Annotated in this window: 21 protein-coding genes; 16 read left to right on the plus strand and 5 right to left on the minus strand. The window is 61.0% G+C overall.

Going from position 1 to position 22,284, the window contains the following annotated elements; all coding sequences use genetic code 11:
• Positions 1-78 precede the first annotated feature (78 nt).
• The 11 genes from iolE (at position 79) to LIY36_RS22355 (ending at position 12,441) form a co-directional block, all read left to right on the plus strand.
• Positions 79-972, plus strand: a complete 894-nt coding sequence (iolE, locus tag LIY36_RS22305) for a myo-inosose-2 dehydratase (RefSeq protein WP_226457187.1) — start codon at positions 79-81, stop codon at positions 970-972.
• Positions 969-1,757, plus strand: coding sequence for a 5-deoxy-glucuronate isomerase (gene iolB, locus LIY36_RS22310; protein ID WP_192299742.1), 789 nt, complete (start codon positions 969-971; stop codon positions 1,755-1,757). The genes iolE and iolB overlap by 4 nt, the downstream gene beginning before the upstream one ends.
• Before the next feature lie 10 nt (positions 1,758-1,767).
• Positions 1,768-3,699 carry a 3D-(3,5/4)-trihydroxycyclohexane-1,2-dione acylhydrolase (decyclizing) gene (iolD, locus tag LIY36_RS22315; RefSeq protein WP_226457188.1) on the plus strand — a complete coding sequence of 644 codons (1,932 nt, stop codon included), beginning with the start codon at positions 1,768-1,770 and terminating at the stop codon, positions 3,697-3,699.
• A 19-nt stretch (positions 3,700-3,718) separates the two neighbouring features.
• Positions 3,719-4,729, plus strand: a complete 1,011-nt coding sequence (locus tag LIY36_RS22320; protein ID WP_192299740.1) for a Gfo/Idh/MocA family protein — start codon at positions 3,719-3,721, stop codon at positions 4,727-4,729.
• A 158-nt stretch (positions 4,730-4,887) separates the two neighbouring features.
• Positions 4,888-5,916, plus strand: coding sequence for a Gfo/Idh/MocA family protein (locus LIY36_RS22325; RefSeq protein WP_226457189.1), 1,029 nt, complete (start codon positions 4,888-4,890; stop codon positions 5,914-5,916).
• Between the two features lie 128 nt (positions 5,917-6,044).
• Complete coding sequence (locus LIY36_RS22330) at positions 6,045-6,221, plus strand: hypothetical protein (RefSeq protein WP_226457190.1); 177 nt, start codon at positions 6,045-6,047, stop codon at positions 6,219-6,221.
• A gap of 48 nt (positions 6,222-6,269) precedes the next feature.
• Positions 6,270-7,199, plus strand: coding sequence for a sugar ABC transporter substrate-binding protein (locus LIY36_RS22335; protein WP_226457191.1), 930 nt, complete (start codon positions 6,270-6,272; stop codon positions 7,197-7,199).
• Between the two features lie 56 nt (positions 7,200-7,255).
• The gene (locus LIY36_RS22340; RefSeq protein WP_226457192.1) at positions 7,256-8,809 is read left to right on the plus strand and encodes a sugar ABC transporter ATP-binding protein; all 1,554 of its coding nucleotides are present in this window, start codon (positions 7,256-7,258) and stop codon (positions 8,807-8,809) included.
• 27 nt (positions 8,810-8,836) lie between these two features.
• A complete protein-coding gene (locus tag LIY36_RS22345) occupies positions 8,837-9,859 on the plus strand; it encodes an ABC transporter permease (protein WP_192299736.1) in 1,023 nt (340 codons plus the stop codon).
• Positions 9,860-10,271: 412 nt separating this feature from the next.
• Complete coding sequence (locus LIY36_RS22350; RefSeq protein ID WP_010564800.1) at positions 10,272-10,676, plus strand: TraR/DksA family transcriptional regulator; 405 nt, start codon at positions 10,272-10,274, stop codon at positions 10,674-10,676.
• Positions 10,677-11,220: 544 nt separating this feature from the next.
• On the plus strand, positions 11,221-12,441 hold the full coding sequence (locus LIY36_RS22355; protein WP_442962227.1) for a methyl-accepting chemotaxis protein: 1,221 nt from the start codon (positions 11,221-11,223) through the stop codon (positions 12,439-12,441).
• Between the two features lie 28 nt (positions 12,442-12,469).
• Here LIY36_RS22355 and LIY36_RS22360 read toward each other — a convergent pair whose 3' ends face one another.
• Complete coding sequence (locus tag LIY36_RS22360) at positions 12,470-12,700, minus strand: hypothetical protein (protein WP_226457194.1); 231 nt, start codon at positions 12,698-12,700, stop codon at positions 12,470-12,472.
• A 111-nt stretch (positions 12,701-12,811) separates the two neighbouring features.
• Positions 12,812-13,081 carry a hypothetical protein gene (locus LIY36_RS22365; protein ID WP_226457195.1) on the minus strand — a complete coding sequence of 90 codons (270 nt, stop codon included), beginning with the start codon at positions 13,079-13,081 and terminating at the stop codon, positions 12,812-12,814.
• A gap of 416 nt (positions 13,082-13,497) precedes the next feature.
• On the opposite strand from LIY36_RS22365, the gene LIY36_RS22370 reads away from it, so the two are divergent.
• A complete protein-coding gene (locus LIY36_RS22370) occupies positions 13,498-13,947 on the plus strand; it encodes a hypothetical protein (RefSeq protein WP_064452050.1) in 450 nt (149 codons plus the stop codon).
• 131 nt (positions 13,948-14,078) lie between these two features.
• A complete protein-coding gene (locus tag LIY36_RS22375; RefSeq protein ID WP_226457196.1) occupies positions 14,079-15,095 on the plus strand; it encodes an ABC transporter substrate-binding protein in 1,017 nt (338 codons plus the stop codon).
• Positions 15,096-15,142: 47 nt separating this feature from the next.
• Here the strand turns inward: LIY36_RS22375 and LIY36_RS22380 are convergent, their stop codons facing one another.
• Entirely contained in the window at positions 15,143-17,269 is a 2,127-nt protein-coding gene (locus tag LIY36_RS22380) for a TonB-dependent receptor (RefSeq protein ID WP_226457197.1), read from the minus strand.
• Positions 17,270-17,364: 95 nt separating this feature from the next.
• Positions 17,365-17,754, minus strand: a complete 390-nt coding sequence (locus tag LIY36_RS22385; RefSeq protein ID WP_226457198.1) for a DUF2946 domain-containing protein — start codon at positions 17,752-17,754, stop codon at positions 17,365-17,367.
• Between the two features lie 93 nt (positions 17,755-17,847).
• Here LIY36_RS22385 and LIY36_RS22390 point away from each other — a divergent pair, with 93 nt between their 5' ends.
• The 3 genes from LIY36_RS22390 (at position 17,848) to LIY36_RS22400 (ending at position 21,341) form a co-directional block, all read left to right on the plus strand.
• Entirely contained in the window at positions 17,848-18,285 is a 438-nt protein-coding gene (locus tag LIY36_RS22390) for a DUF3995 domain-containing protein (RefSeq protein WP_192299729.1), read from the plus strand.
• Positions 18,286-18,432: 147 nt separating this feature from the next.
• A complete protein-coding gene (locus LIY36_RS22395; protein ID WP_226457199.1) occupies positions 18,433-20,931 on the plus strand; it encodes a TonB-dependent siderophore receptor in 2,499 nt (832 codons plus the stop codon).
• A gap of 80 nt (positions 20,932-21,011) precedes the next feature.
• A complete protein-coding gene (locus LIY36_RS22400) occupies positions 21,012-21,341 on the plus strand; it encodes a hypothetical protein (RefSeq protein ID WP_192299727.1) in 330 nt (109 codons plus the stop codon).
• A gap of 5 nt (positions 21,342-21,346) precedes the next feature.
• On the opposite strand, the gene LIY36_RS22405 is transcribed toward LIY36_RS22400, so the two are convergent.
• Positions 21,347-22,246, minus strand: a complete 900-nt coding sequence (locus LIY36_RS22405; RefSeq protein ID WP_226457200.1) for a LysR family transcriptional regulator — start codon at positions 22,244-22,246, stop codon at positions 21,347-21,349.
• Between the last annotated feature and the right edge of the window lie 38 nt (positions 22,247-22,284).

Consider the following 22,284-nt stretch of genomic DNA (forward strand, 5'->3'; position numbering starts at 1 on the left):
CGCATTCGCGAGCAAGCCCGCTCCCACATAAAGCAAATCTCACCCGGCTTAAGTTAGATAAAAACAAAAGGTGCAGCCATGCCCGCAATCCGAATTGGCATCAACCCGATTTCCTGGAGCAACGACGACCTGCCGGCCCTCGGCGGTGAAACGCCCCTGAGCACCGCGCTGAGCGAAGGCAAGGAAATCGGCTACGAAGGTTTTGAACTCAACGGCAAATTCCCCAAGGACGCCAAGGGCGTCGGCGATGTGCTGCGCCCGTATGACCTGGCGCTGGTCTCCGGCTGGTACTCCAGCCGCCTGGCGCGGCGCTCTGTGGCAGAAGAAATCGAGGCCATCGCCGGGCACGTCGAGTTGCTCAAACAAAACGGCGCCACGGTGCTGGTGTACGGCGAAGTCGCCGATTCGATCCAGGGGTCACGTATCCGCTTGATCGAACGCCCGCGGTTCCACAGCGAACAAGCCTGGCAGGACTACGCCGACAAGCTCACTGAGCTGGCGCGTTTTACCCTGTCCCAGGGCGTGCGCCTGGCGTACCACCACCATATGGGGGCTTACGTTGAATCCCCGGAAGACATCGACCAGCTGATGCAACGCACCGGCCCGGAAGTCGGCCTGCTGTTCGATTCGGGCCATTGCTACATGGGGGGCGGCGAGCCGCTGGAAGTCCTGAAAAAACACATCGACCGTGTCTGCCACGTGCACTTCAAGGACGTGCGCAAGCCGGTGGTGCAACTGGCGCGCAACCAGATGTGGAGCTTCCCGGATTGCATCGTCAACGGCACCTTTACCGTGCCCGGCGATGGCGACATTGAGTTTGGCGAGCTGCTCGACGTGCTGCTGGCCGCCCGCTACGCAGGTTGGCTGGTGGTCGAAGCCGAGCAGGACCCGGCCGTCGCGCCCAGCTATATCTACGCGAAAAAGGGCTACGACACCCTGCGTGCGCTGCTCACCGAGAGGACAAAAGCATGAGCCTGTTGGTCAAGAGCCACAAACGCGGGCAAACCATGGTCGCCCTCGAAGACGGACGCCTGGAGTACGTGGGTTTCAAAGCCTACCGCTTGAGCCTGGGCGAAACCCTGCCGGTCAGTGCCGGGGACAAGGAGCTGTGCCTGGTGCTGCTCAGCGGCCGGGTGAATATCCAGGGCGAGGGCTTCAACTGGCAGAACCTCGGTGATCGCCAGTCGGTGTTTGAAGACAAATCGCCGTTCGCCGCCTACTTGCCACCCGGCACCGTGGCCCAGGTCACCGCGTTGAGCGATGTGCAGATTGCCGTGTGCGCCGCCCCCGGTGCCGAAGGTTACGAACCGCGCCTGATCCGCCCCGAACAGTGCAAGCGCAGTGTGCGTGGCAAGGGCGCCAACACCCGCTACGTGTGCGACATCCTGCCGGACAGCGAGCCGGCCCATTCGCTGCTGGTGGTGGAGGTGCGTACGCCGTCCGGGCATTCGTCGAGCTACCCGCCGCACAAGCACGACACCGACGACTTGCCGCACCAGAGCTTTCTGGAAGAGACCTATTACCACCAGATCAACCCGCCCCAGGGCTTTGTGTTCCAGCGCGTGTACACCGACGACCGCAGCATCGACCAGGCCATGGCCGTGGAAAACAGCGACTTGGTGGTGGTGCCCAAGGGGTATCACCCGGTCAGCGTGCCGTACGGCTACGAGTCCTATTACCTGAACGTGATGGCCGGCCCCAAGCGCGCCTGGCATTTCCACAACGACCCGCAGCACAGCTGGCTACTGGACCTTTAAGGGGCGCGACATGACCACAACCCGACTGACCATGGCCCAGGCCCTGGTGAAGTTCCTGGACAACCAATACATCGAAGTCGATGGCGTAGAGAGCAAGTTTGTCGCCGGTGTGTTCACCATTTTCGGCCACGGCAACGTGCTGGGCCTCGGCCAGGCGCTGGAGCAGGACAGCGGCGACCTGGTGGTGCACCAGGGCCGCAACGAGCAGGGCATGGCCCATGCCGCCATCGGTTTTGCCAAGCAGCACCTGCGGCGCAAGATCTACGCGTGCACCGCGTCGGTCGGCCCCGGCGCGGCGAATATGCTGACCGCCGCTGCCACTGCCACGGCCAACCGCATCCCGCTGCTGCTGTTGCCCGGCGATGTCTACGCCAGCCGCCAGCCTGACCCGGTGTTGCAACAGATCGAACAGTTCCATGACCTGAGCATCAGCACCAACGACGCGTTCCGTTCCGTGAGCAAATACTGGGACCGCATCAACCGCCCTGAGCAATTGATGACGGCGGCGATCCACGCCATGCGCGTGCTCACCGACCCCGCCGAAACCGGCGCGGTGACCCTGGCGCTGCCCCAGGATGTGCAGGCCGAAGCCTGGGACTATCCCGACTATTTCCTGCAAAAACGCGTGCACCGTATCGACCGTCGCCCGGCCACTGCGGCAATGATCGGCGATGCACTGGCCGCGTTCCGTGGCAAGCGCAAGCCGCTGATTATCTGCGGTGGCGGGGTCAAGTACTCCGGCGCGAATGCTGCGTTGCAGGCGTTCGCCGAGCGCTTCGGGATTCCCTTTGCCGAAACCCAGGCGGGCAAGAGTGCGGTGGTTTCCAGCCACCCGCTGAACGTCGGCGGCATTGGCGAAACCGGCTGCCTGGCGGCCAACCTGCTGGCACCGCAGGCCGACCTGATCATCGGCATCGGCACGCGTTATACCGACTTCACCACCTCGTCCAAATCGCTGTTCAAGCATGCCGATGTCAAGTTCCTCAACCTCAACATCAGCCCGTGCGATGTGTTGAAACTCGACGCGGTGCAAGTGCTGGGCGATGCGCAACTGGCCCTTGAAGCCTTGGCGGATGCGTTGGGCGATTACCGCAGCGGCTGGGGCGAACAGGTGCGCGAGGCCAAGGCGCAGCTCGACGCCGAAGTCGAGCGCGTGCATCAGGTGGAGTACAGCGGCGACGGCTTCGTGCCCGAAGTCGACGACCACCTCGACCGCGCCGTGCTGCGTGAATTCATCGAGCTGACCGGCTCGTGCCTGACCCAGAGCCGCGTGCTCGGTGTACTCAACCAGACCCTGGCCGACGACGCGATCATCGTCGCCGCTGCCGGCAGCCTGCCCGGCGACTTGCAACGCGCCTGGCGCAGCAAGGGCGTCAACACCTACCACGTCGAATATGGCTATTCGTGCATGGGCTACGAGATCAACGCCGCGCTGGGGGTGAAACTCGCCGAGCCAAGCAAGGAGGTGTATGCGTTGGTCGGCGACGGCTCCTACATGATGCTGCACTCGGAGCTGGCCACCTCGATCCAGGAGCGGCGCAAGATCAACGTGGTGCTGCTGGACAACATGGCCTTTGGTTGCATCAACAACTTGCAGATCGGCAATGGCATGGACAGCTTCGGCACCGAGTTCCGCTACCGCAACCCCGAGAGCGGCAAGCTCGACGGCGGCCTGGTGCCGGTGGACTTTGCCATGAGCGCGGCGGCCTATGGCTGCAAGACCTACAAGGTCAGCACCGTGGCGCAACTTGAAGCGGCGCTGGCCGATGCGCGTACGCAAACGGTGTCGACGCTGATCGACATCAAGGTGCTGCCAAAAACCATGGTGCACGGCTACCTGTCGTGGTGGCGGGTCGGCGTGGCGCAGGTATCGACCAGCGAACGCACGAATGCCGCGGCAAAGAAACTCAATGAACAGCTGGCGAAGGCCCGGCAGTACTAATAACAAGAGGAGTTTTTACATGTCGTTGAAGCTTGGAGTCATCGGTACTGGGGCCATTGGCCGGGACCATATCCGTCGTTGCAGCCAGACCCTGCTCAACAGCCAGGTGGTGGCGGTGACCGACATCAATCTCGAGCAGGCCGCCAAGGTGGTGGCCGATTTGAAGCTGGACGCCGAGGTGTACCCCGACGGCCACGCGCTGATCAACTCGCCGCAGGTCGAGGCGGTGCTTGTCACGTCCTGGGGCCCGAGCCACGAGGAATTCGTGCTCGCCGCCATCGCCGCTGGCAAGCCGGTGTTCTGCGAAAAACCCCTGGCAGTCACCGCTGCCGGCTGCCGCAAGATCGTCGACGCCGAAGTCGCCTACGGCAAGCGCCTGGTGCAAGTCGGGTTCATGCGTCCGTATGACGAAGGCTATCGCGCACTCAAGGCGGTGATCGACAGCGGCCAGATCGGCGAGCCACTGATGCTGCACTGCGCGCACCGCAACCCGACAGTGGGCGAGAACTACAAGACCGACATGGCGATCACCGACACCCTGATCCACGAGTTGGATGTGTTGCGCTGGTTGCTCAACGACGACTACGTGTCGGTGCAAGTGGTGTTCCCGCGCAAGTCGAGCAAGGCCCTCGCGCACCTGCGCGACCCGCAGATCGTGCTGCTGGAAACCGCCAAGGGCACGCGCATCGACGTGGAGGTGTTTGTGAACTGCCAATACGGCTACGACATCCAGTGCGAAGTGGTGGGGGAGACCGGCATTGCCAAGCTGCCGGAGCCGTCCCAGGTGCAGCTGCGCAGTGAAGCGAAGTTGTCCAATGCGATCCTGATGGACTGGAAGGATCGGTTTATCGGCGCTTATGACGTGGAGTTGCAGGCGTTTATCGACAGCGTGCGTGCCGGGCAGGTGGGAGGGCCGTCGGCGTGGGATGGCTTTGCGGCGGCTGTGGCGGCGGATGCGTGTATCGAAGCGCAGAGCAGTGAGCAGATTGTGAAAGTCAGCTTGCCTGATCGCCCGCACTTCTACGGCTAACCCCAACCCCAAAGGTGGAATGCAGTCAAAAATGTGGGAGCGGGCTTGCTCGCGAATGCGGTGTCTCAGATACAAAATTTTGGCTGACACACCGCATTCGCGAGCAAGCCCGCTCCCACATTTAAATTGGGCTTTCACTTTGAAAAAGGAGTGTCTGTATGCGAATCGGACTAGTCGGCTACGGCCACGGAGGGCGCTTTTTTCATGCGCCGCTGATTGCAACCTTGCCCGGCGCCACGTTTGTCGGCGTCGTCACACGCTCCCCCGAGCGCCGCCAGCAGTTGGCGAGTGATCATCCCGGCCTCAAGGCGTTTGACTCCATCGGCCAGATTGTCGAAGCCGGCGTCGACACCCTGGTCATCTCCACCACCCTCAAGGGCCGCCCGGCGCTGGTGCTGGAAGCCATCGAGCACGGGCTGACGGTGGTCAGCGACAAACCCTTCGCCGCCAACACCGAACAGGCCCAGGCGCTGATCACCGCCGCCGAGCGCCATGGGGTGAAGCTCAGCGTTTATCAGAACCGACGCTGGGACTCGGACTACCTGACCCTGCGCAAACTGATCGACGCCGGTGCCCTGGGCACCATTACCCGCTTTGAATCCCGCGTGGAACGCTACGCCCCCCACGCCGTCGGCAATGCCAGCGGCGGCGGTTGGTTGCGTGACCTTGGCAGCCATCTGGTGGACCAGGCGCTGCAACTGTTCGGCCCGGTGGACCGGGTGTTTGCGCAATTGCAGTTCAGCCACGAACACCCGACCGTCGATCACGGCTTCTTTGTGTCCCTGACCCATGCCAACGGGGTGATTTCCCATTTGTGGGGCAGTGCCCTGCAAAACAGCCAGGCCCCGCGTTTTCGCGTGAGTGGCACCCTCGGTTGCTACACCGTCGAAGGGCTGGACGGCCAGGAGGAGGCGCTGTTGGCCGGCAAATCGCCGAAGACCGAAGGCGAGCACTGGGGCGCCGAAGAACATCGGCGCTGGGGCTGGTTCGAACAAGGCGAGGAGCGCGAGCGGGTGCCAGCGGAGAAGGGCTGCTGGACGCAGTTCTATCGCCAGTTGCAACGTGCCGTGGACAGCCAGGAAGCACTGCCGGTGGACGTCTATGACGCGCTGGAAACCACCCGTATATTGGACGCCGCACGCCTTAGCGCGGGGCGTCAGCAGGTGGTTTCAACAAAAATAGAATAAAATTCTAAAACAGGTTGATATGGAAATTATTTTCCAATAAAGTCTTTTCCAGGTTGCATAAAGTACGTCTTGGGCTCGACCCCGACGACTCAACAAAAACAAGATCAAAAACAACCAGGTACCGTCAGATGAAAATCTTCAACGCTGTACTGCGAGTTTTACGCCCAGCCTCCATGCCACGCGGTCTGCCCCGCGCCCGGCCGTTCTACTTCTCTTTCCTCAATGTGTTGTGCGTCGAAAACCAAGGCGCGCTGGTGTGCTGCATTCCAGGTGCACCCGTCGTCCGGCTGCCTGCCGAGCTCTGATAAACGCAACGTCCAAAAAACCAACAAGAAAGTGGAGACAGACCGTTCATGAAGACCCCGATCCGTTTTACCGCGCTAGCCCTGTCGCTGTTGCTGGCCAGTGGTGCTGCTTCGGCTGCCGATCTCAAGATAGGTGTGAGTATGTCCGCCTTCGACGACACCTTTCTTACCTACCTGCGCGAAGACATGGACAAACAAGCCAAGTCCTACCCAAAGGGTGACGGCGTGCAACTGCAGTTTGAAGATGCCCGCGCCGATGTGGTGAAGCAACTTAGTCAGGTCGAGAACTTTATCAGCCAAAAAGTCGATGCAATCATCGTTAACCCGGTTGATACAGCCTCGACTGCGAACATTATCAAGGCTGCCACTGCGGCGAAAATCCCGCTGGTATTCGTCAACCGTCGCCCTGACAGCGCAACATTGGCCCCCGGCGTAGCGGCGGTAACCTCCGACGACGTCGAGGCGGGCAAGCTGCAAATGCAGTACATCGCGGAGAAGCTCGACGGCAAAGGCAATATTGTGATCCTGCTGGGTGACTTGGCGAATAACTCCACTTCCAACCGTACCAAAGGAGTGAAGGAAGTCCTGGCCAAATACCCTGGCATCAAGATCGAACAGGAGCAGACCGGGATATGGCTGCGTGACAAGGGCATGACCCTGGTCAACGATTGGCTGACCCAAGGGCGCGACTTCCAGGCGGTGCTCTCGAACAACGACGAGATGGCGATTGGTGCTTCCATGGCCCTGAAGTCGGCAGGTAAGAAAGGCGTGCTGATCGCCGGTGTCGATGGCACGCCGGATGGTTTGAATGCGATCACTAAGGGTGACATGACTGTGTCGGCTTTCCAGGATGCCAAGGGCCAAGCGGACAAGTCGGTTGAGACAGCGCGCAAGATGGCTAAGAACGAGCCTATCGAGCAGAACGTGGTGATCCCGTTCCAGCTGATCACCCCCGAAAACGTCAAAGACTTCAAATAACAACAATAAGCCAGCAGGGCAGCTGTGCGGTTGCCCTGCCGATGGAGTACCTCCCTATGCTTGCTCAAGCCACTCTCTCGCAGCCTCCCGGTATCCAGCCAGTAGAACTGGAAGAACCCTACCTGTTGGAAATCAGCAATATCAGCAAAGGCTTTCCCGGCGTCGTGGCCCTGGCCGATGTGCAACTGCGAGTGCGCCCGGGTACGGTGCTGGCGCTGATGGGCGAGAACGGTGCGGGCAAGTCGACGCTGATGAAAATCATCGCCGGCATCTACCAGCCCGACGCCGGGGAAATCCGCCTGCGCGGCAAGCCGATTGTGTTTGAAACCCCACTGGCGGCACAAAAGGCCGGGATCGCGATGATCCACCAGGAGCTCAACCTGATGCCGCACATGAGCATCGCCGAGAACATCTGGATCGGCCGCGAGCAGCTCAACGGCCTGCACATGGTCAACCACCGCGAAATGCACCGCTGCACCGCCGAGTTGCTGGCACGCCTGCGCATCAACCTGGACCCGGAAGAACACGTCGGTAACCTGAGTATCGCCGAGCGGCAGATGGTCGAGATTGCCAAGGCGGTGTCCTACGACTCCGACATCCTGATCATGGATGAACCGACTTCGGCCATTACCGACAAGGAAGTGGCCCACCTGTTTTCGATCATTGCCGACCTCAAGGCCCAGGGCAAAGGCATCGTCTACATCACGCACAAAATGAACGAAGTGTTTGCCATCGCCGACGAAGTGGCCGTGTTTCGCGACGGCCATTACATCGGCCTGCAACGCGCCGACAGCATGAACAGCGACAGCCTGATCTCGATGATGGTCGGCCGTGAGCTGAGCCAGTTGTTCCCGGTGCGCGAGACGCCCATCGGTGAGCTGCTGATGTCGGTGCGCGAGCTGAGTCTGGATGGCGTGTTCAAGGACGTTTCGTTCGACCTGCATGCCGGGGAAATCCTCGGCATCGCCGGGCTGATGGGCTCGGGCCGCACCAATGTGGCCGAAACCATTTTTGGCATCACCCCCAGCAGCAGCGGCCAGATCACCCTCGACGGCAAGGCGGTGCGCATTACCGACCCGCACATGGCGATCGAGAAGGGCTTTGCGCTGTTGACCGAGGACCGCAAGCTCAGCGGCCTGTTCCCGTGCCTGTCGGTGCTGGAGAACATGGAGATGGCCGTGCTGCCGCACTATAGCGGCAACGGTTTTATCCAGCAGAAAGCCCTGCGTGCGCTGTGCGAAGACATGTGCAAGAAGCTGCGGGTGAAAACCCCGTCCCTTGAACAGTGCATCGACACCTTGTCCGGTGGCAACCAGCAAAAAGCCTTGCTCGCGCGCTGGTTGATGACCAATCCACGCTTGCTGATCCTCGATGAGCCGACCCGTGGCATCGATGTGGGCGCCAAGGCCGAGATCTACCGTTTGATTTCCTTCCTCGCCAGCGAAGGCATGGCGGTGATCATGATCTCCTCGGAGCTGCCCGAAGTGCTGGGCATGAGCGACCGGGTGATGGTGATGCACGAGGGCGAACTGATGGGCACCCTGGATCGGTCCGAGGCGACCCAGGAAAAAGTCATGCAGCTGGCTTCCGGTATGACCGTAGTCCACTGACGTACAGAATAAAAAAGGTGATGGGTTATGAACGCAATAACGGATAACAAACCGGCCACTGTGCCGACCAAGACACGCCGGCGCATGCCGACCGAGCTGAGCATCTTCCTGGTGCTGATCGGTATCGGCCTGGTGTTTGAACTGTTCGGCTGGATCGTGCGTGACCAGAGCTTCCTGATGAACTCCCAGCGCCTGGTGCTGATGATCCTGCAAGTGTCGATCATTGGCCTGCTGGCGATTGGTGTGACCCAGGTGATCATTACCACGGGTATCGATCTGTCATCCGGTTCGGTGTTGGCGCTGTCGGCGATGATCGCCGCCAGTTTGGCGCAAACTTCAGACTTTTCGCGGGCAGTGTTTCCAAGTCTCACGGATTTGCCGGTGTGGATCCCGGTGGCAATGGGGCTGGGCGTAGGGCTGCTGGCGGGGGCGATCAACGGCAGCATCATCGCCGTGACCGGTATCCCGCCGTTCATTGCCACCCTGGGCATGATGGTGTCGGCCCGTGGGCTGGCGCGCTACTACACCGAAGGCCAGCCGGTGAGCATGCTCTCGGACTCGTACACGGCCATCGGCCATGGTGCGATGCCGGTGATCATCTTCCTGGTGGTTGCGGTGATCTTCCATATTGCCCTGCGTTACACCAAGTACGGCAAGTACACCTACGCCATCGGCGGCAACATGCAGGCGGCACGGACCTCGGGGATCAACGTCAAGCGGCATCTGGTCATCGTCTACAGCATCGCCGGCCTGCTGGCGGGCCTGGCCGGTGTGGTTGCCTCGGCACGTGCGGCCACGGGGCAGGCCGGGATGGGCATGTCCTATGAACTGGACGCGATTGCCGCCGCCGTGATCGGCGGCACCAGCCTGGCGGGCGGGGTAGGGCGCATTACCGGCACGGTGATCGGCGCGCTGATCCTGGGCGTGATGGCCAGCGGGTTTACTTTTGTCGGTGTGGATGCGTACATCCAGGACATCATCAAGGGGCTGATCATCGTGGTGGCCGTGGTGATCGACCAATACCGCAACAAGCGCAAGCTCAAACGCTGACCTGGATGCGGGGTTAAATGGGGGAGCGGGCTTGCTCGCGAAAGCGGTGTCTCAGTACAGAATGTACCGGCTGACACGCCGCTTTCGCGAGCAAGCCCGCTCCCACATGGGGTCTATCGCTGATCCGTTCCAACCGTTTGTCTTCTATATAGCTCCACAACACTGAATTTCTTGCTATAAACGCACTCCGATAACCAATCGCCAAGCCCGTCCTGGTGCTTTTAGGGGTTATCTCGGAAAAATTGCCTGTCTTTTCAGTTGCTGCGCCCTCAAGTCGGCCTTAGACTGCCGCCCCTCGTAAATTGAGTGCCGGGTGGCGCTTGAAATGGACGGCGCCCTTCCGAGACCTGCAGAGGTCGGCCGGAACGCTCCCTTATTCGCCTTAATGCACGTATTTTTTATAGAGAAATCAATGACAAAGGAAAAGTTGCTGGCCATGCCGGCGGATGACTACATGAATGCCGAACAGCACGCTTTTTTTGAGCAATTGCTGCAAGACATGAAAGTGGAACACCACGAGCGCATTGAACAGAACCGTATCGCCATTGAAAGCCTGGACACCCCGGCGGATCCGGCCGACGCCGCTTCGGTCGAAGAAGAGCGTACCTGGCTGGTGAACGCCATCGACCGCGACCAGCGCATGCTGCCGCAACTCGAACGCGCGTTGGAACGCATCAAGGAAGACTCCTTTGGCTGGTGTGACGACAGCGGCGAGCCTATCGGCCTCAAGCGCCTGCTGATCAGCCCGACCACCAAGTACTGCATCGAAGCGCAAGAGCGCCACGAGCAGATTGACAAGCACCAGCGCCAAGCCTGATGCGCTGAAGCTGGGGGGCGCGCCTGCGTCCCTCCAGGCGATACCCGTTACGCCCCGTCTATTGATCTGCTGCAACGCACCCCACTAAAGGCCCATGGATAATGGCCTGATAGTGGCGTCTAATGCAGTGACAATAATGACAAGCAGTGGGGTGACGAAGATGGCTGGAGACGGATCTCTGATGGGCGCAGCAGTACCACCGCAGACGGTGGTGCGCGGGCTGCCCGGTTGGCTGACGCCGCTCTTGCAGAGCACCGCCCTGGTGCTGGTCCTGCTGGGCCTGGCGTTTGCCGGCCTGTCGATATACCTCTGCCTGCCGCTGGCCTTGCTGGTGATCTGGCTGCCTCGCCTCAAATCCCGCACGCCTGCGGTCGCACCTTCCACGGACAGCGACGCCATCGGTGAGCTCACGCGTGACCTGTCCCACACCACCAGCCATAACGCGCTGTCTGCCGCCGGCGTGGCCTATGCGGTCAAGCAACTGGCTGCGCGCCTGCAATCGCAGTTAAGTGCGGCCAAGCAGATCGTCAGCAGCGCCGAAGTGATGATCGGCACGGAGCAGGTCACCTCACAGCTCAGCCGTCAGGCGCTCGGTGCAGCCAGCCAGGCCCATCAACGCAGCACCGAAGGGCGTGAGGTGTTGGCGCAGTCGATCACGCGCATGCATCAGCTCAGCGACCGGGCCAACGCCAGTCGCGAGTTGATCGAAGCGTTGAGCCAGCGCAGCGAGGAAATCCAGCGAGTGACGTTGGTGATTCAGTCCATCGCCAGCCAGACCAACCTGTTGGCCTTGAACGCGGCCATTGAAGCCGCGCGTGCCGGCGAGCACGGGCGCGGGTTTGCCGTGGTTGCCGATGAAGTGCGCGGGCTGGCCGGGCGGACCGCCACCGCGACCGATGAGGTCGGGGTGATGGTCGCCGATATTCAACAACGCACCGCCCAGGTGGTGGAGCAGATTCGCCAACTGTCGACCGACCTCAATACGGGTGTGGAGCAGGTCGAGCATGCCGGTGAACAGCTGTCGAGCATCGCCAGCCTGGCGGCGGATGTGGAAGGGCAGGTCAATGAGATCGCCCAGGGCACCGACACCAACCGTGCCCAGTTGGACAGCCTGTTCCATGCCGTGGAACAAATGCGCAGCGACCTGACCGTGAGTGACCAGCAAACCCGTCAGCTGGCCGACGCCGCCGTACAGATGGAAGGCCAGGCCGAAATCATCAGTGAGCGCTTGGCCGAGGTCGGGCTGGATGACTATCACCAGCGCGTCTACGACCTGGCCCGTGAAGGCGCCAGCCGCATTGCCGCGCAGTTCGAGGCCGATGTGGAGCAAAACCGCATCAGCCTGGATGACCTGTTCGACCGTAGTTACACGCTGATCCCGAATACCCATCCGAGTAAGTACCACACGCGGTTTGACGGTTATACCGATCAGGTGTTGCCGGGGATTCAGGAGGCGTTGTTGCCGCGTCACGAGGGGTTGGTCTTCGCTATTGCCTGCACTCCCCAGGGCTATGTGCCGACGCACAACAAGGCGTTTTCCCAGGCCTTGACCGGGGATGCCCAGGTGGATGCGGTGCAGAACCGCACCAAGCGCAAGTTTGACGACCGCACCGGGATTCGCTGTGGCAGCCACCAGCAAGCGGTGCTGCTACAGACGTATACCCGCGATACCGGCGAATTGATGCATGACTTGTCAGTGCCGATCATGGTCAAGGGCCGGCACTGGGGTGGGTTGCGGCTGGGCTACAGGCCGGAAGGCGTGTAGGCGCGGGGAGGGGGCCGTCGAGCGGGGTTCAGGAGGTCAATGCCCCTGAATCGACGGCAGTCTTGAGGGCCAGGGCGGATTCTTTGCCCGCGACGGCGGCAGCTTCTGCAGTCTTGAACCAGCGGTCCTTTTCCACCTGATGCGTGGTGACCGTTTTCAGCGGTGGCTTGGCGCGCATCACGATGACCGCCTGGAATTCTCCGTCTATTTCCCTCGCATCGCCATGGATGAAAAACTCGCCAATATCAAATTCCGTCACGTATAGCCTTCCCTTCAAGGTAACTGCACAGATGAGACCTGACCCGCAGAGGGGCAAACTTCAATCGACGGGCCAGTATGGCAGTTGTTGGTGGGTGGCGGCGCGGTAAAGTCATCCAGGTGACGAAACGAGGCCGCCCCGTTGCAGTGTGGCTTCCAGTTCCTTGGCCAGTTGGCAGGCCTTGATATGGTCGCTGCGAAACCCCAGCACACGGCCGCTGGTGATTTCGCGGATATGAAAGAAGTTACGCCCCGCCGGCACAACTTGGTAAAGAACTGAATTCGAGTACCCGTATAGGCCTTGCACGCAGTAGTATTGGCGCTCGTCATGCAGTGTCGAGCGAGTGTGGCAAGACGTAGCATCGTGTTGACGTCGTTGCATGGTCAGCTCCTGTCGATCGATTGTGTTGATGCAACTGCAGCGTTTCGGGTGGTTTTGACCCGTGTTGCTGTTTTAGTATTGTCGTCGGCGAACGATGTCTGGTTCCCCACCTGGGTATTTTGTTTAAGGTGGGCTGTCGGAAACCGCGTTTTTTATTTGGGTTATTCTCTGAAGCGGTGCGGTCTCTATTCTCGAGCCGTCAAACCTGTGATCTGCTGTGATACATGGTGTCCTCGCCCGAGGTTCATTGGGTACGTCTGTACCAGCCGTATGGCTCAGCAGCGGGATCTTCTTCAGTTTTTCAATGAATGTGTTGTGTGATCGTGCCGTAACGGCCGGATTTTTGTGCTGCCCGCTGTGGCGGTCAGCACTTCTTTTGATGTGGGGGCGTTTCCTTGGCAGTCAGTAATCTGGATATGCACGCGTTATTCGTGCTGGGTGATTTACGCGCAAAGTTGGTCAAGCAGTTTCAATCCCGTTTTGTTTACATCACTGAACAAACGCCGGAAGGTATTTACATCGCCGAAATCGATACCGAAACCGCATTGGTTGTCGATGACAAACCGCGCCTGGAACTCAAGGTCGGCGACCATTTTCGTGCGGCCGTGCTGCCCAGCCGTGAAGGCGGCAAGTTTGAATTGAAGTTCCGCGACATTAAGTTGACGGTATATGGCCTGGGCGATTACGCCTTTGTTTCGTCGGCTGAAGGCCAGGGTATCGTGTTCAAGGAAGGCCATAGCGTCATGCTGGTGTTTGCCGCCAATGAACAATTGCAGGAAGGCCTGACCAAAACCCTCAAGGCCGTGACCGGCAAGGCCGCCAAGTGGCGCAAGGGTGAGCTGGTGACCTTCAAGGCCAGCGAGTAGTTTGTAAACGCAATGTGTAATCCGTTTCTCCCGGAACCTCTACTACAGTTGAGTTGACTTAACTATTCAGAGGCTTCGCGCGTTGGCAGCAAAGCCGTCCGCTATGGCTGTTAAACATGAGGTGCGAAGGCATGAAAGGATTGAGATCGCTGTTGGCCGTGTCGCTGGCGACACTGGGCCTGTCAGTTGCAGCATTGCCGGTGTCGGCGGCCCAGGCGCCGATTCATTTCGCCGACCTGAACTGGGAGAGCGGCAGCCTGATCACCGAAGTACTTCGGGTTATCGTCGAGAAGGGCTATGACTTGCCTACCGACACCTTGCCCGGCACCACCATTACCCTGGAAACCGCACTGGCCAAGAACGACATCCAGGTGATTGGCGAAGAGTGGGCCGGTCGCAGCCCGGTGTGGGTCAAGGCCGAGGCCGAAGGCAAGGTGGTGGGCCTGGGCGATACGGTCAAGGGCGCCACCGAAGGCTGGTGGGTGCCGGAATACGTGGTCAAGGGCGACGCCGCCAAAGGCCTCAAGCCCGTGGCACCGGACCTCAAGCGCGTGCAGGACCTGGCGCGCTACAAGGACGTGTTCAAGGACCCGGAGTCTCCCGGCAAGGGGCGCTTCCTAAACAGCCCGATCGGCTGGACGTCCGAGGTGGTCAACGCACAGAAGCTCAAGGCCTACGGGCTCAGCGACAGCTACGTGAACTTCCGCAGTGGCTCAGGCGCGGCGCTGGACGCCGAGATTGCTTCGTCGATCCGCCGGGGCAAGCCGGTGCTGTTCTACTACTGGTCGCCGACGCCGTTGATGGGGCGCTACAAGTTGATCCAGTTGGAAGAACCGCCATTTGATGCCGAGGCATGGAAGACGCTGACGGATGCGGACAATCCCGAGCCGAAACCGACACGGTCGTTGGCGTCCAAGCTGAGTATTGGCGTGTCGACGCCGTTCCAGAAAGAGCATCCGCAGATTGCCGCGTTTTTCAGCAAGGTCGAGTTTCCCATCGGGCCACTCAATCAGGCGCTGGCAAAAATGAGCGAAAACCACACGCCTCCACGGGACGTGGCCCAGGCGTTCCTCAAGGAGCACCCTGAGGTGTGGAAGGCGTGGTTGACCGAAGAGGTGGCGCAGAAGGTCGAGGCAAGCCTGAAGTAAGTGTGGGAGGGGGCTGGCCCCCTCCCGTATTGGCCTGTGTTCCGGGCTCAGAACTGAGTGTTTACAGCCAGTTCGAAGGTCCTTGGCGACCCCAGGTAATACGCCGGTGACACATGGGCAAACTCGGCATACACCTCATTCGTCAGGTTGCGCACCCGCGCCGTCACCGAGGTGTGCTGATCCACCTTGTAGCGCAGGAACGTGCCGAACAACGTGTAGGCTGGCACTGTCTGGGTGTTGGCGTTATCCGCATAAACCTCGGCGACATACCGCGCGTCCACACCCCCTTGCCAGTCCTCGGCAATATCGTAGGTCAGCCACAGGTTGCCCACGCGCTTGGGGACGTTGGTCGGCGTATTGCCCTTGCGTGACACCACAGCACCGCTGGCGAGCTTCTCGTTGAACTCGTCGTATTCGGCGTCCACCCAGGCGAAATTGCCTTCGGCGAGCAGCCGTGGAGTGATGCGCATTGAACTGGCCAACTCAATGCCTTTGGACGACTGCGCACCCACCGGGATGCTGTTGGTCGGGTCCAGCGGGTCGGTGACGGCGAAGTCCTTGCGTTCGATCCTGTAGGCGGCAACGGTGGCCGCGCCACGTCCATCCATATAGTCGAACTTGCTGCCCACTTCCCATTGCTTGCCGGTCGACACATCGAACACCTGGGTCGTGGTGCTTGGCTGCTCGGCGGCGGTGCTGTATTGCACGTACACATTCGCTGACGGGATGAACTGGTAGGTCAGGCCGACGCGCCCGGTGAGCGGCTCCCAGCTGCGCTTGAAATGCCGTGGACTGGTGGCAGTCAGCGTGCCGTGGTTGGTCACGTCCAGGTTGATGGCGTCATAACGCAGGCCGGTGAGCAGCGACAATTTGTCGGTGAGGCCCAGGCGGTTTTCCACGAACAGCGCCTTGGTGGTGACCTCATTGGTCTTGTCTTTGTTGAAGCCGGGCCTGGTGCCGGGGATGGCATAAAAATGCCCGGGATCGAAGTTGTTCGGGTCGACCGCACTGTTGCCCGCCGCGCGCAGCGGGCTGTTGGTGGTGCTGTTGAGCTTGTACTCGAAACCGCCAGACCAGGTGGTGGAAAGGCCGAAGACGCTGGCGTCGTGGCGCAACTCGAACTGGTTGCCCTGCTGCTCGCCCTGATGGCGCACCTGATAGGCGGTCGAGCGGTTTACCGCGCTGTTATCGGCGTTGTACTGATAGGTCTCCAGGTTGCGGTAATCGCGCTGGCTGTCGAGGTGATAAAGGGTGTTTTTCAGCGTGGTGCTGTCGTTGAGCCGGTAGTCGATGATCGAGCGCAGCCACACCGTGCGTTGCTCGTAACGTCCGTCGGCGACGTTGTAGTTGTTGAAGCGGTTGTGCTTGTCGATCTTCAACTCGCCGGCCTTGGGGTTGAGCACCGGAGTGCCCCAGTAGGGACTGTCCTCATGTTCGTCCTGGTATTCCACCGCCAGGGTGTGGGACAGGTCCGGCGTGAGGTCACTGAGCAGGGAAAACGCCATGCTCCAGGCGTCCCGTTTATCACGGTCGATGTAGCTGTGGTTGGTGTTGCGGCTTACATCCAGGCGCGCGTAGTGCTGCACCTCACTGCCTGGCTCGGTTAGGGCGTGGTTGAGGCCCAGGGCCATGCCAGCGGTGTCGTAGCTGCCGTAGCTGAGCTGGCCTTGCGCGGCCTGTTCTTCCCGGCCGGCGAGCTTGGTCACGTAATTGAGCGAGCCGCCCACGGAGCCGGCGCCGTTGATCAGCGAGGAGGGGCCGCCGACCAGTTCCACGCGGTCATAGATCCAGGCATCCACCGGGCGTGCCAGGCCGGTGGCGACGTTGATGCCGTTGAACATCTGGGTGATCTGGCTGCTGGTAAATCCACGATAAGAGACAAACCCGCCAAACCCCGGCGGTGCACTGGCATTGACGCCGGGCAGGGTGTTGGCCGCATCGCGGAACGTCTTGGCACCGTGGCGTTCGATGTCGTTGCGCTTGGCGATGGCCACCGATGCTGGAGTTTCCCGGACGCTCAGCCCGAGCCGCGAGGCCATGCCGCTGGATTGATCCAGGGTCAGGCCGGGGTCGGCGCTTGGTTCGCCAGTGATGGTGGTCGGTGCCAGCTCGACGGCCCAGGCGCAGAAGGGCAGGCAGCCGAACAGGCCCGCCAACAGGGGTAAATGTTTCATGGTTGAATCCTGAAAAACTTGGCTTGAAAACAATGCACGACTGTCCGTCACCCCTTGGGGATGCGGTGGTCAGTGCTGATCAGATAGCGAAGGTGTCAGGCAACAGCGGGCGGCGCGCGGGGATGCGCCGTGGGCCAGGTAAAGCGGGCAGGGATGTCAGCGGCGAGTACCACGGCCGGTGGTGGCGCGTGGGGTTGTGGCAACACCGCCACATTCAGGCTGGAATTGAGCGCCGGGCCCATGCCTCCACTGGAACACAGCGGGCAACCGAACGCCTTGGACAGCGTCGGCAGGCTCTCATCCGTGGAGTTGGCAGGCGTGGGCGCCTGGGTGCGCGGGTCTACCGTGCAGAACTGGCCGCCGATGCCGTTGAGTTGCATCCCGACCATCTGCCCGTGACCGATACTGCAGGCGAACACATTGAACAGGACGCAGCAATAGAGCATCCAGGCAATGAGCGAGCGGTCGGTGCGGGCGAATTTCATGGGGCGGCACTTTACCATCAGCCACCGACGAAATACCTGCAAAAAAACGCAGGGCGACTATCCTTGTTCGCACATTTTCAGGGAGAGCCAGCCATGAGCTTTGTCATTGCACGATGGATCGTCGGTATTTTCACGGGTATCAGTATGGTGCACCTGTACTGGGCGGCGGGTGGCAAACTCGGGTTCCAGGCCGCCATTCCCGAGCTGCCCGGCGAATTCGCCAGCGGGCCGCGACCGGCTTTCATACCGTCGGCACTGATGACATTCCTCGTAGCGATGGGCCTGGTGGCGATTGCCTTGCTCGTGTGCCTGCGCGCCGGTTTGTACTTTTCCGCGGTGTCCCATGGCGCGTTGCAATGGGGCATCAGTGCGATAGCGCTGGTCATGTTTGCCCGGGCGATTGGGGACTCGGAGCTGGTGGGTTTTTTCAAAAAGGTCGGCGGGTCGCGGTTTGCCAGGTTGGATACCTATGTTTATTCGCCGTTGTGTCTGGTGTTGGGGCTGGGGTTGTTGGTCGTTGCGTGGGGGTGATCGCGCTGTGTGGGGGTGAAAGGCCACGCAAAAAGTCGATCCAAGCGCTTGCGGCAGCACCCGGCGAATAAAAACGCCTCTCATTCTTGCCCGATTTGCCGAGCTGCCCGTCATGGTTAATAGAACCTCTATTACCCAGGACCTCCCATGTCGCTTGCTCGTCCCTTGCACCCACTGGCCCTGTCAGTGGCGATGGCTTTTGCCGCTATGCCGCTGCTGAATACCCCGTCCGCCTTTGCCGCAGACAGCCGCAGCAGCGTGCGCAGCTTCTCGATTCCCGCCAGTGATTTGAGCCAGGCGCTCAACAACTTGGCCGAGCAGGCAGGCCTGGTGCTGGCGTTCGATGCGGGCTTGACCCGTGGTAAACGCAGCGCTGCGTTGAGCGGGCAGTACGACACTGAGGTGGCGCTGACCCGATTGCTCGCTGGCAGTGGCTTGCAGGCGCTGAAGATCGCCAATGACCGCTATCGCCTGGAGGCCCTCCCCGATAACAGCGGGGCGGTGGAGTTGCAGGCCACCACGATCAGCGGCGGCTATCAGGCCCAGAGCCCCGTGGGGCCGGTGGCGGGTTATGTGGCCACCCGCAGCCTGTCCGGCACCAAGACCGACACCGCCGTGATCGAAACCCCGCAGTCGATCTCCATCGTCACCAAAGACCAGATGCGCGCGCAAAACGCCGAGAGCCTCAACCAGATCCTGCGCTACAGCGCCGCGGTGGTCCCGGAGAGCCGTGGCGCTACGGCTTCGCGGCTGGACCAGTTGACGATCCGGGGTTTCTCGCCGGCCACCTACCTCGACGGCTTGCGCATGCCCTCCAGCCGTGACGCTTCGCCGCAAAAGGACGCCTTCGACCTGGAGCGCGTGGAAGTGCTGCGCGGCCCGGCGTCGGTGCTGTACGGGCAGGGCACACCCAGCGGGGTGATCAACATGGTCAGCAAGCGCCCGCTCGACACGCCGTTTCATGAGGTCGGTGTGGAATATGGCACCTTCAACAAGAAGCGCACCACCTTCGATCTGAGCGGCCCGATTGATGATCAGGGCGTGTATTCCTACCGTGTGGCCGGGCTTTTCGACGACGCCGACGGGCAGGTGGAACACACCGAAACGCGTCGCCAGTCGCTGTCGACGGCCTTTACCTGGCGCCCGGACGACGCCACCTCGCTGACCCTGCTGGGGCACTTCCAGAAGGACCCCAAGGGCGCGTCCTACGGCTCGGTGCCCGCCTGGGGCTCGGTGTTGCGCAGCCCCACCGGGCGCAAGATCGATGTGGATTTCTATGACGGCGAAAAAGACTTCGAGAAAAGCGATCGCGAGTACTACTCCATCGGCTACGCCTTCGAACATCACTTCAACGATGTGTGGACCGTGCGCCAGAACGCCCGTTACCTGCGCAGCGAGGGCCGCTACCGTAGTCTCTACAGCAACAACCTGCTGAGCGATTACCGCACCATGCAGCGCGCCACCATCGCCAGTGACGTCAACCTGGACGCCTACACCCTCGACAACCAGGCCCAGGCCAGATTCGACACTGGCCCGCTGCAACACACCTTGTTGATGGGCGTCGATTACCAGAACACCAGCACCGACACCCTGCAAGGCTCGTCCCGTGTCGGTGCCGGGCCGACCCAGGATATTTTCGACCCGGTGTATGGCCGTCCGGTCGCGACCCCGGCCTACACCACCGACGGTACCTCCCGCAGCGAGCAGACCGGCGTTTATCTGCAAGAGCAAATGAAGTGGGACAACTGGGTGCTGCTGCTGGGCGGCCGCTATGACTGGGCCAGTACCGACAGCACTACCAAAACCCTGAGAAGCGGCGCCAAGAGCCAGTCGTCCCTGGACAGCAAGGCGTTCACCGGCCGCATTGGCCTGGTCTACCTGTTCGACAACGGCCTGGCACCCTATGCCAGTTATTCGGAGTCCTTCAGCCCGCAGTCGGGTACCGGCTACGGCGGTTCGGTGTTCAAACCGACCGAGGGCAAGCAGTATGAAGTCGGGATCAAATACCAGCCGCCGGGCAGCAACAGCTTTATCACCGCCGCGATCTTCGACCTGCGCCAGACCAATGTACTGACCACCGACCCGGACCCCACGCACCTGTGTGGCAGTGGCCGCTGCCAGAGCCAGGACGGCGAAGTGCAATCCCGTGGCTTTGAGCTGGAAGGCAAGGCCAGCCTCAACGATAACCTGGACATCAGCGCGGCATATGCCTACCTGGATAACCGCATCAGCCAATCCAACAACACCGTGCAATACACGCCCGTCACCGACATCGGTGTAGGCCCGGCCCTACCGGCCAAAGGCACCAGCACCTACGGTGTGCCACGCCATACCGCGTCGGCGTGGGCGGATTACACCTTCCGCGACGGCCACCTCAAGGGCTTCGGCGTCGGGGCAGGGGCGCGTTATGTCGGCTCGTCCTGGGGCGACACGGCCAACACCCTGAAAGTCCCGGGCTACACCTTGTTCGACGCGGCGGTGCACTACGACATCCCGAACCTCGCCAACCTCAAGGACAACCTGCGCCTGGCGCTCAACGCCACCAACCTGGCGAATAAGGAGTACGTCGCCTCGTGCTATTCCTACTCGTGGTGCTGGTATGGCTCACAGCGCACGGTACAGGCGAGTGCGACTTATCAGTGGTGATAAGGCAATTTAATGGCCCCTCTGTAACCAAATCCTCGCCAGAATCGCTTTTATTTTCAGGTGGTTAGGTGGGGATGCAAATGCGCACTGTTGGAATCATGCTTGTCGCCTGCTCGTTGGCCGGCGGCGCGGCTGCCGTGCAGGCCCGGGAGCTGCGTGAAGGTGACAAGTACATGTGCAGTTGGGGCGCGGGCACGGCCGCCAGGGCCCAGGAGTTGAAGCTCTCGGGTGTGTCGTTGTATGCGGCGCGGCAGAAAATCCAGACCCTCAAATTCAACAAGTCGTGGATGCGCATGATGGCCATGGGCATCACCGAGCAGACCTACGACAGTCGCTCCCGGCTCAAGCCAGAAGCGATTCGCCAAAGTTTCTATCAGGATTGCGTGCGCTACAAAGTGGCGCGCAAATGACCGGCTCAGTGCGACAGCGGTGAGCTGACGTCTTCCTGGAAATACACCTTCGCCGTTTCAATAAACCGTCGATTGGCCTGGGACAGGTATTCGCTGCCTCTCCAGCACAGGTTGAAGTGCATGAACTGCGCGGGTTCGAACGACACCCCGGCCACGCCCGGTTCCTGTTGTTGCACCGAGCGCAGCAGGGTGGAAACCCCCATGCCATTGCGGGTGGCGGCAATGACCAGCGGCACGAAGTTGCTTTCCAGGGCGATGTTGAAGCGCACGCGGGCAGCGTCGCAAAAGGCGTCGAGCAAGTGCCGTTGCAGGAAGGTATTGTCGAACACCAGCAACTGCTCGCCACGCAAACCCTCGGCCGTGACCGACGCCGCGCTCGCCAATGGATGCTGCTCATGCATGCACAGCACCATCTCATCGCTGCCCAGCAAGACCGACTCCCAGTCCGGGTCGACGCGACGTGACTCCAGCAACGCTACATCAATATCCCGCGTTGCCAGGCGTGCGCTGATGTCATCGGCGCTGCCTTCCACCACATGCATGGCGATGCCGGGGTAGTGCGCGCGAAATTGCATCAGCAACTCCGGGATATGCCGGATGCCGTACATCGGCGGGATGCCGACGCGGATTTCACCGCTGTGCAATTGCGTCAGGTCCTGCAACTCGCGGCGGGCCCCGGCCAAGCCTTGCAGGCAGGCTTCAGCGCGGGTGAGGAACAGTTGGCCTTCCGCCGTGACACTGATCTGCCGTGTGGCGCGGTTGAACAGCGCCACCCCCAGCTCATCTTCCAGGCGGCTGACTGCCATGCTCAGCGCCGGTTGCGCCACATGCAACGCCTGCGCGGCCTTGGTAAAACTGCCTTGGCGGGCGATCTCGACGCAGTATTCCAGGGCTTTCAGATTCATCGGCTCTCGCATAAAAATGTGTGATGTTGATGTTCACA

Origin of the sequence: Pseudomonas sp. AF03-9 (assembly GCF_020515815.1) — a bacterium.
Lineage (GTDB): Bacteria > Pseudomonadota > Gammaproteobacteria > Pseudomonadales > Pseudomonadaceae > Aquipseudomonas.